We start from the raw sequence: 9073 nt of genomic DNA, 5'->3' as shown, positions 1-9073 counted from the left end.
GGCCTAATTGCTGGCGCAGATGCGCCCCTGCCCCCAACAACCCCGGTTGCTGATGTGTAATCATGTAGACTGGGATATCTTGCAAGAAGTCTCTGAAACGGCCTTTATCTTCAAAGGCGGCGCGGAAACCGGAGGCTTTAAAGAAGTCCATAAAGCGCGGCACTATGCCGCCGGCAATATAGACGCCGCCAAAGGTGCTGAGATTTAACGCCAGGTTGCCACCAAAACGCCCCATAATGACACAGAATAGCGATAATGCCCGGCGACAATCGGTGCAACTGTCTGCCAGAGCGCGCTCGGTGATATCTTGGGGGGCCAGATTCTCCGGCTGTCGTCCATCTGAAATCACAATCGCGCGATATAAATTGACCAACCCCGGCCCGGACAGCACCCGCTCGGCGGAAACATGGCCCAATTCTTGGCGCAATACGGCCAAAATTCGGTCTTCTTCTTCACTGTTTGGGGCAAAGTCTACATGGCCCCCTTCGCCTGGCAAGCTTATCCAGCGGTTATCCACATTAACTAAATGCGCCACTCCCAATCCTGTGCCGGCACCATAGACAGCAATAGGTTTATCTGGCTGTGGCGATGTGCCGCCAAATTGCAACACGTCCTGCTCAGACAACATGGGAATGGCCATAGATACTGCCGTGAAATCATTTATAACCTCTAAATGATTCAGCCCCAAATTTTGTTGCATAGCCGCAATGGAAAAAGCCCAAGTGTGGTTGGTCATTGCCACCCAATCCCCCGTAACCGGGCAGGCAATGGCAATACACGCATCAGTGATAGTGACCTGATGTTCCGACAGATATTTCTTGATCACATCTTCCAAGCTGTCGTATTCCAACCCTGAATATGTTTTCACTTGTGTTATTTGGCCCGTCGTCACAGCGCAAAGCGCCAAACGGGCATTAGTGCCGCCAACGTCACCCACCAGGGCATAGCTTGTCATCAGAAACTTCTCCATTACAGGGATGCTTAACTTCAATTATGCTCACTGTAAAATCAGGTTGGAGAAACAACAATCTCAATGCTGTAAACCCGTTGGCTTTGGGATAAAGATCACAAAAAAAACGTTTCAGCCGCGAAAAATCACTGCGAACTGCGCCCTTTACCTGCCACTGGGGCCGACATATTTGCCTGACGGGAGCGGATAATTTTCATCCGCACACTGTCATAGACCCAGTTATAGCAAATGGTGTAAGGCAGGAAGAACAGGAAGAAACCTATCTCCAATATAAAGGCCTGCCACAGTGAAATTCCCAAAGCGAAAGCCGCGATCGGCAAACCAATCAGGATAAACCCACCCTCAAAGCCCAAAGCATGGAGCACCCGCACCCTCACCGTTTTGACCACCCGACTCACTGGCCAGAAATGGTCAAATACACTGTTGTAAACAATATTCCACAGCATGGCGACCGACGAAAGAATGATAGCCAATGTTCCCATTTGCAGCATGGAGCGATCCAGTAGCCACGCCCCGACCGGCGCACAAATGGCCACGGCAATGACTTCAAAACCAATAGCATGGATAATCCGCTCAACAAAAGATCTGTGATGCACTTGCATAAAATACCTATTTAATTAATCGATAACATGTCGTTGAGGGTGATTATCATCGTTTTTTGAGATAGATTAAAACTAGAACCCATCGATAAAATAGATAGTTTATGCACTATTCCCCTGAAGCATTAATTGCATTTGTCGAGGCCGCAGCACTCGGTTCTTTCTCTGCGGCGGCCCGCAAACTGCGCAAAAGCCAGTCCACCATCAGCACCGCCATTGCCAATTTAGAAGCCGATCTGGGTTTAACTTTATTTGACCGCCAGGCACGCCAGCCAGTGTTAACTGATCATGGCCGCCGTGTGCTGTCTCACGTACAAGAGATTTTGGCCGCCAGTGAACGGCTGGATAATCTGTCAATCCGGCTGGCGGGTCAGGTGGAAACCCGGCTGACATTTGTGCTTTCAGACACTTACCAACCCACACACCATGAGAATCTTTTGCGCCGCTTTGAACAGCGCTATCCTGATATCGAATTTGAATGTTTGATTGCTGAGGATGATGATGTCATTGACCTGCTGCAACTGCGGCGAGCACATATCGGCGTGGTGGAAGTGCAAGCGCATTATCCACCGGATATTGCGGCCAGCCGGTTAGCGGCACAGACTGAAATGGCGCTATTTGTGCAATCTGATCATCCACTCGCGCAGTTGCCGCAAGTCCGCCCTGAGCAACTGGCCACCACGCGCCAACTGCGCCTCAATACTTATAACCGCACCGAGCGCAATCAATCACAAGGGCTGATGTGGTCAGCGCCCAGTTATTTGATGTTGCTGGAGATGGCCGAACAAGGTTTCGGCTGGGCCATTCTGCCGCGCTGGCTAGTTGAACAATATGGCCATAAAAAACTGGTGGCGTTATCGACGCTAGGCTGGCCAAAAATGATTTCTATTGATGCTGTTTGGTCGAAAAAAAGCCCGCCAGGCCCCGCGGGCTATTGGTTGCTGGATCAATTAACCGGCAATATTCAGCCCGAGTAAAGGCTGTTTTGGAAAAATTCTGGCCGCAAGGTATTAGAGTGCCGCATTACGTATCTGAAGAGATTTAGCCACATTTTTCAGTAGCTCAGGGGTATCCATTGGTGGCAAAACCACCTCGATAAAGGCCAGTTGCGCGATATTCTCCACTTGCGCCAGCACCTGCTGTAATTGTTCCACCTGTGTGACCGTGCAGGTGAAGGCCGGTTTCTCCAGCCCCAATGCTGAGGGCAACTGCGGCCAATTCCAAGCAGCAATATCGTTATAGCGCTGCTGTGGCCCATGAATCACTCGTTCAACCGTATAACCATGATTATTCAATAGAAAAATAATTGGATTTAATCCGTCACGTAGCATTGACCCCAGCTCTTGTATTGTTAATTGCGCCGCGCCATCCCCCACCAGCAATATCATGCGCCGCTGTGGTTGCGCCAGTTGTGCACCATAAGCTGCAGGTAGGCTAAACCCAATTGACCCCCACAATGATTGAGCAATAAATATACAACCAGAAGGCAGTTTCAAGGTCGCGGCACCAAAGCATGAAGTCCCTTGGTCCGTCACCACCACATCATTCGGGCGTAGGAAATGCTGAATGTGATACCAAAATGCGTTTTGATCCAATAGGTTATAAGTTGGCGTTTTTGGCGGTGAGTAGGTTATGACCGGTGGCTGCCATTCATTTTTTAGCGATTTACACAATTTATGTAGCGCCTGAACTGCTGCCACCATGGGGATCTGGCTGAACACTTTCCGCCCGATACGCACCTGTTCCGGCTGGATATCAATGCAATTATCCTGAGTGATATGCTGGCTGAATCCGGCGGTGATGGTATCGACAAACCATACCCCGACGGTGATAAGCACATCAGCATCTTCAATATATTCTTTCACTTGGCTGTCACTGGCCGCGCCAGAGTAAGTCCCGATAAACATGGGGTGCGCCTCATCCAGCAGGCCTTTTCCCAGCAATAACGTTGAATGCGGCAGGTTAACCTCTGCCAGCCACCGATTGAGAGATTCCCTGGCCCCAAATCGCTCGGCCAGAAAATCAGCCAGCACAGCCACCCGCCGCGCTGGCTGTAATTTCTCACGTGCCGCATCAATAAATGCCTGTAAGGAAGTTGGGGAGAGCATAGGTTGGCAGAGGGCCAAGGAGCCCGAATGTGTTGCTATCTCGGCCTCTGAGACATCGCTGGGAAGTTGGAGATAAACCGGACGCCGCTGATACAGCGCCGCCACCAGCAGGCGGTCAATTTCGGCTGCCGCATTCTCGGGTGTTAAACTGGCCTGCGCGCAGGTAATTTCTTTCGCCATGCGCGAAAAATGGCCAAAATCACCATCCCCTAATGAGTGATGGAGTAATTCTCCGGCTTGTTGTGAACGCAATGCTGGGGTGCCAACAATATGAATTACTGGAAGATATTCAGCATAGCTGCCCGCTACCCCATTAATGGCACTTAACTCCCCCACCCCGACCGTGGTTAATAACGCCGACGCGGGCATAACTCGAGCATATCCATCAGCAGCATAAGCAGCATTAAGCTCATTGGCGCATCCTATCCATTGAATAACTGGATGGCTAATCACATGATCGAGAAAATAGAGGTTAAAATCACCAGGAACCCCAAAGAGATGCCGGATCCCGATTTGTGCTAGCCGGTCGAGTAAATAATCTGCCACTTTATAGCCACTTGCCATAATCATGCCCACCTTAACACTGATTCAAGTTGAATAAGTATTAAGCAAATCATCAACAAATCTAATGTTTTATAATTATTAATTAGCTCACACTGTAATTATTTGCTGACAGTGATTTCCTCCGTCAGTGCGGGCTTTTTCTGCCCTAATTCCAACATATTGGCACCATCGCCGATAAAAGGGACACATTGCTTCGAGTGTCTGAAAGCATCTCGCAATACAATAAAGTTAAACTAGGAATAACGTGATCCGACTAGCTTACGACATCAGTGAAAACGCATACACTAAAGTATTGCTTACTCTCACTAATGAAGGAAAGTCATGGTCTACCAGGCAGCGCCCTCTCGCTATCAAGAAATGGAATATCATCGTTGTGGCCGCAGTGGATTATTTCTCCCCGCTATTTCTCTTGGCCTATGGCATAACTTTGGTGATAGCACTCAGTATGAAAATAGCCGCAATCTGATCCTGCGGGCTTTTGATCACGGCATTACCCACTTTGATTTGGCCAATAATTACGGCCCGCCTCCCGGCTCGGCTGAACTGAACTTTGGTCGTATTTTGCAACAAGACTTGCGGCCTTATCGTGATGAGCTGATTATCTCGTCCAAAGCCGGCTATACCATGTGGCCCGGCCCTTATGGTGACTGGGGTTCTAAAAAATATCTGGTCGCCAGCATCAATCAAAGCTTGCAACGTATGGGGCTGGATTATGTTGATATTTTCTATCATCACCGCCCAGCACCTAATACCCCGTTGGAAGAAACCATGACGGCGTTGGATCTGTTGGTGCGCCAAGGTAAAGCCTTGTATATCGGTTTATCCAACTATCCGGCAGCACTTGCACGTCAGGCCTGTGAAATTCTGGCGCAGCTTGGCACGCCATGTTTGATTCACCAGCCTAAATACTCAATGTTTGAGCGCTGGATTGAAGCCGAGCTACAAGATACGCTGGATGAATACGGTGTCGGGTCTATTGCCTTTTCCCCACTGGCGGGCGGTCTATTAACCGACCGCTACTTAACCGGCATTCCGCAGGACTCGCGGGCTGCCAGTGACAGTAAATTCCTTAATCCCGAACAGCTAACTGCTGAGAAATTAGTGAAAGTGCGCCAACTGAATGAACTGGCTTTGGACAGAGGGCAAAAACTGTCGCAGATGTCTTTGGCGTGGGTATTACGCGGTGGGCGGGTGACATCAGCACTGATTGGGGCCAGTAAAACCAGCCAAATTGATGATGCCGTCGGTATGTTGGCAAATAGCGAATTCAGTGATGAAGAAATCAAAGCTATTGAAGAAATCCTGGTGTAAACGTTCTCTTTTTAACCACTTAACCGGGGGCCAACCGCCCCTGTTTTCCCCCTAACAGATTATTCCTAAATAATTATTTTACAGTTTTATCTGAATCACAAAGGTGGAGGCACTGTTTAAGATAAGGTCATAACCATAAGGCCAAAAAAGGATGAGTAATGTTAAAAACGGCCATGTTTAAATCGACCCTATTGAAACTGAGTGTCGTGAGACCCAGAAGAATAAAACCCTTACTCTTAGTCACCATCTTAGCTTGGATGCCCCTGATCCCAATGGCGAATGCCGAAAGTATTGAGCTATTTCCCAGTGTGTCTTTACAGATTGGTGAACGGGATCGCGGTGGTAATTATTGGGATGGTTATGACTGGCGTGACCGGCAATGGTGGGAAGACCATCAAGGCCGCGACTTAGGTGAACGGAATCGCCACGGTCATTACTGGGATGGTCACCGCTGGCAACATCGGGACTGGTGGAAAAAGAATTATTATTACCACGAAGGCCATTACCGGAAGTATGACAAACACGCTAAAAAGCACCATCATGACCAAGGTAAAGGGCACGGGCATGGGCATGACCATCACTAAATAAAGTGACAATATAGGCGGGCATCATCCCCGCCTTATCATTAAAGTAAACTGACCAGCAAATATGCATTCAGGCCAATGACAACCACGACAATCAGTTTCCCCAGAACCTGAATCAATTTTGAGTTAACCATATCCCCCATCAATTCTTTATTGCCGGTGAAAGCCAGCAATGGCACCAAGGCCAACGCGATACCGAAGCTCAGCAACACCTGGCTCATCACCAGTATTCTGGTTGCATCCATTCCCGCTAAAATGACGATAAAAGACGGCAACATGGTGACACTACGCCGCACCCAAATTGGAATATAAAACCGCACAAAGCCCTGCATCACCACTTGACCGGCTAATGTCCCGACCACGGTGGATGAGAGGCCGGCGGCCACTAAACTCAAGCCAAATACCGTGGCCGCAGCATTACCCAATAGCGGTTGTAGCGTTAAATACGCTTGTTCGATTTCAGTAATACTGCCATAGCCGTTGAAATGAAAAGCCGCTGCGGCGGTGGCCATCATGGCCAAATTCACAAAACCCGCGATGGTCATCGCAATAGCCACATCTAACTTCGTCGATGCATAACGGTCAGCTTTGGAATTCTCACCCGAGGTTTGCGTCAATGCTGAATGCAGATAAATCACATGCGGCATAATAGTGGCACCCAAGACCCCAGCGGCTAAAAATACCGCATCACGATTGGGTAAATCAGGCACCAGCATTCCTCGCCCTAAGGCTGCAATATCTGGACGAGAGAAAACCAGCTCCACAATATAGGTTGCAGCCACAAACAGCAGTAACCCACCAATCACCAGCTCAAGGGGTTTTTGCCCTCGATTTTGCAACATAAGGATCAGGAACGTCGCAATGCCGGTCAAGACCGCCCCTTCTAATAGGGTCACACCCAAAAGCAATTTGAAGCCAATCGCCGCCCCAATAAATTCCGCTAAATCTGTCGCTATCGCGATTATTTCGGCTTGAACCCAATAGGCCCATACTGCTGGGCGAGGAAAGCGGTCACGGATATGCTCAGCCAGATTTTTGCCGGTCGCAATACCGAGCTTGGCGGAAAGTAATTGGATAAGCATCGCCATAACATTCGCCCAAACGACCACCCACAACAAGGTATAGCCGAATGAAGCACCCGCCTGAATATTCGTGGCAAAGTTACCGGGATCGATATAGCCAATGGCTGCGATAAACGCAGGCCCCATCAGGGAGAGCTTAATCCTCCTTGATGTACGGCTGGGGGTATCGACAACACGGCTATTTTGCATTCATTATTACCCTTGGAAAGTTACGTCTATTCTCTTACCATCAATAATAGTTAAATGATAATAATTATCAAGCGCATTAAGAGGTGGCGAAACTAATCTCTCTGATAGTTAATACCGCTTGAATTGCTGTGTAGCAATCGTCAGCACCTTATTTCTAAAAAATGTCTTAAATGTTACATCGCAATTTCCCAGGCTAGGCGCTAAAGTTGTTCAAACGCTTTAACACTGCCACTTCTGTAGCATATTATTAACATCTTGTTTTTTTGTGATCAACCCCACTAATTTTTTTGCATTTATGAAAGCGAATTTCTATATTTGCAGCGTACATCTCGTTTTTAATGTAGCCGTTACATAAAATGACCACCAAAATCTAGCCTGCCTCAAATTTGGAGCTCACATGTCCCATATTTTACAGTTTGTGTTGGCCTTAGTCGTGGTGGCCATATTAGCTCTGGCTGCCTGCAAAGACCGTAAAAGCATTCGCATTCGGTTTGTTATCCAGTTGCTGATTATTGAAGTGTTGTTGGCGTACTTCTTCCTCCATTCGGAAGCTGGATTAGGTTTTGTGAAAGGATTCGCCGGCTTATTCGATAAGTTACTCGGATTTGCTGCTACCGGTACTGATTTTGTCTTCGGCAATATGGGGGATAAAGGTCTCGCATTCTTCTTCCTAAGAGTGCTGTGCCCTATCGTCTTTATTTCCGCGCTTATCGGTATTCTGCAATATATCAAAGTGTTACCAATAGTTATCCGCATCATTGGTACTTTATTGTCCAAAATTAACGGCATGGGCAAGCTGGAATCATTCAACGCAGTGAGTTCACTGATTCTCGGCCAGTCTGAAAACTTCATCGCCTATAAAGATATTTTGGGCAAAATGTCTGAAAAACGCATGTACACCATGGCAGCAACAGCAATGTCGACAGTTTCTATGTCAATTGTTGGTGCTTATATGTCCATGCTGGACGCGAAGTTCGTGGTTGCAGCACTGGTGCTTAACATGTTCAGTACCTTTATCGTGTTGTCATTAATCAACCCGTATAAAGCTGATGATGAAGAAGAGTTACAACTCAGTAACCTGCATGAAGGCCAAAGCTTCTTTGAAATGCTGGGTGAATACATCCTGGCCGGTTTCAAAGTAGCCATTATCGTTGCAGCAATGCTGATTGGTTTTATCGCATTGATTGCTGCGGTAAATGCTTTGTTCAGCTTGGTATTCGGCATTAGCTTCCAGGGGATTTTGGGTTATGTCTTCTTCCCATTTGCCTGGGTGATGGGCGTTCCTGCTCATGAAGCCCTGCAAGTAGGCAGTATCATGGCAACCAAACTGGTTTCTAACGAATTTGTGGCCATGATGGACTTGCAGAAAGTCGCATCAGAACTGTCACCACGCAGCGTAGGTATTTTGTCTGTGTTCTTGGTTTCATTCGCTAACTTCTCTTCTATCGGCATTGTTGCCGGTGCGATTAAAGGCCTGAATGAATTTCAAGGTAATGTAGTTTCCCGTTTTGGCTTGAAACTGCTGTACGGTTCTACTCTGGTCAGCGTACTCTCCGCTTCTATCGCCGGTCTGGTACTCTAAGCATTAGAAAGAATAATAAAAAAGGCGCTACGGCGCCTTTTTTTATGCTTGATGAAAAGCCAAGGATTAAGTCAAAACAGAAAA

At 47.8% G+C, this 9073-nt stretch carries 8 protein-coding genes; 4 read left to right on the top strand and 4 right to left on the bottom strand.

Going from position 1 to position 9073, the window contains the following annotated elements; genetic code table 11:
• Positions 1-955: glucokinase (glk, locus tag YROHD0001_RS00255; protein WP_032818521.1), on the bottom strand; the 955-nt coding region annotated here is incomplete at its 3' end.
• 140 nt (positions 956-1095) lie between these two features.
• Positions 1096-1572 (bottom strand): multidrug/biocide efflux PACE transporter, encoded by a 477-nt coding sequence (locus tag YROHD0001_RS00260; protein WP_004716894.1) that lies wholly within the window; start codon positions 1570-1572, stop codon positions 1096-1098.
• Positions 1573-1673: 101 nt separating this feature from the next.
• Between YROHD0001_RS00260 and YROHD0001_RS00265 the strand changes: the two genes are divergently transcribed.
• On the top strand, positions 1674-2546 hold the full coding sequence (locus tag YROHD0001_RS00265) for a LysR family transcriptional regulator (protein WP_004716893.1): 873 nt from the start codon (positions 1674-1676) through the stop codon (positions 2544-2546).
• Between the two features lie 33 nt (positions 2547-2579).
• Here the strand turns inward: YROHD0001_RS00265 and YROHD0001_RS00270 are convergent, their stop codons facing one another.
• Positions 2580-4241 carry an alpha-keto acid decarboxylase family protein gene (locus tag YROHD0001_RS00270; protein WP_032818520.1) on the bottom strand — a complete coding sequence of 554 codons (1662 nt, stop codon included), beginning with the start codon at positions 4239-4241 and terminating at the stop codon, positions 2580-2582.
• 321 nt (positions 4242-4562) lie between these two features.
• Between YROHD0001_RS00270 and YROHD0001_RS00275 the strand changes: the two genes are divergently transcribed.
• Complete coding sequence (locus tag YROHD0001_RS00275) at positions 4563-5552, top strand: aldo/keto reductase (RefSeq protein WP_004716890.1); 990 nt, start codon at positions 4563-4565, stop codon at positions 5550-5552.
• A gap of 158 nt (positions 5553-5710) precedes the next feature.
• The gene (locus tag YROHD0001_RS00280) at positions 5711-6136 is read left to right on the top strand and encodes a DUF2502 domain-containing protein (RefSeq protein WP_042542292.1); all 426 of its coding nucleotides are present in this window, start codon (positions 5711-5713) and stop codon (positions 6134-6136) included.
• A gap of 41 nt (positions 6137-6177) precedes the next feature.
• Here the strand turns inward: YROHD0001_RS00280 and YROHD0001_RS00285 are convergent, their stop codons facing one another.
• Positions 6178-7407: an Nramp family divalent metal transporter gene (locus tag YROHD0001_RS00285; RefSeq protein ID WP_004716888.1), complete on the bottom strand. Its 1230-nt coding sequence runs from the start codon at positions 7405-7407 to the stop codon at positions 6178-6180.
• A 397-nt stretch (positions 7408-7804) separates the two neighbouring features.
• Between YROHD0001_RS00285 and YROHD0001_RS00290 the strand changes: the two genes are divergently transcribed.
• Entirely contained in the window at positions 7805-8989 is a 1185-nt protein-coding gene (locus tag YROHD0001_RS00290; protein WP_004716887.1) for a NupC/NupG family nucleoside CNT transporter, read from the top strand.
• Positions 8990-9073 lie beyond the last annotated feature (84 nt).

The organism is Yersinia rohdei ATCC 43380, from assembly GCF_000173775.1.
GTDB classification, from domain to species: Bacteria; Pseudomonadota; Gammaproteobacteria; order Enterobacterales; family Enterobacteriaceae; genus Yersinia; species Yersinia rohdei.
The sequence above is the reverse complement of the archived record's forward strand: the minus strand, read 5'-3'. Positions and strand labels throughout refer to the sequence as shown.

Excerpts from the sequence above, each read along its gene's own strand:
- YROHD0001_RS00260 (WP_004716894.1), bottom strand. The coding sequence starts at position 1,572 with ATGCAAGTGCATCACAGATCTTTTGTTGAGCGGATTATCCATGCTATT.
- YROHD0001_RS00265 (WP_004716893.1), top strand. The coding sequence starts at position 1,674 with ATGCACTATTCCCCTGAAGCATTAATTGCATTTGTCGAGGCCGCAGCA.
- YROHD0001_RS00270 (WP_032818520.1), bottom strand. The coding sequence starts at position 4,241 with ATGGCAAGTGGCTATAAAGTGGCAGATTATTTACTCGACCGGCTAGCA.
- YROHD0001_RS00275 (WP_004716890.1), top strand. The coding sequence starts at position 4,563 with ATGGTCTACCAGGCAGCGCCCTCTCGCTATCAAGAAATGGAATATCAT.
- YROHD0001_RS00280 (WP_042542292.1), top strand. The coding sequence starts at position 5,711 with ATGTTAAAAACGGCCATGTTTAAATCGACCCTATTGAAACTGAGTGTC.
- YROHD0001_RS00285 (WP_004716888.1), bottom strand. The coding sequence starts at position 7,407 with ATGCAAAATAGCCGTGTTGTCGATACCCCCAGCCGTACATCAAGGAGG.
- YROHD0001_RS00290 (WP_004716887.1), top strand. The coding sequence starts at position 7,805 with ATGTCCCATATTTTACAGTTTGTGTTGGCCTTAGTCGTGGTGGCCATA.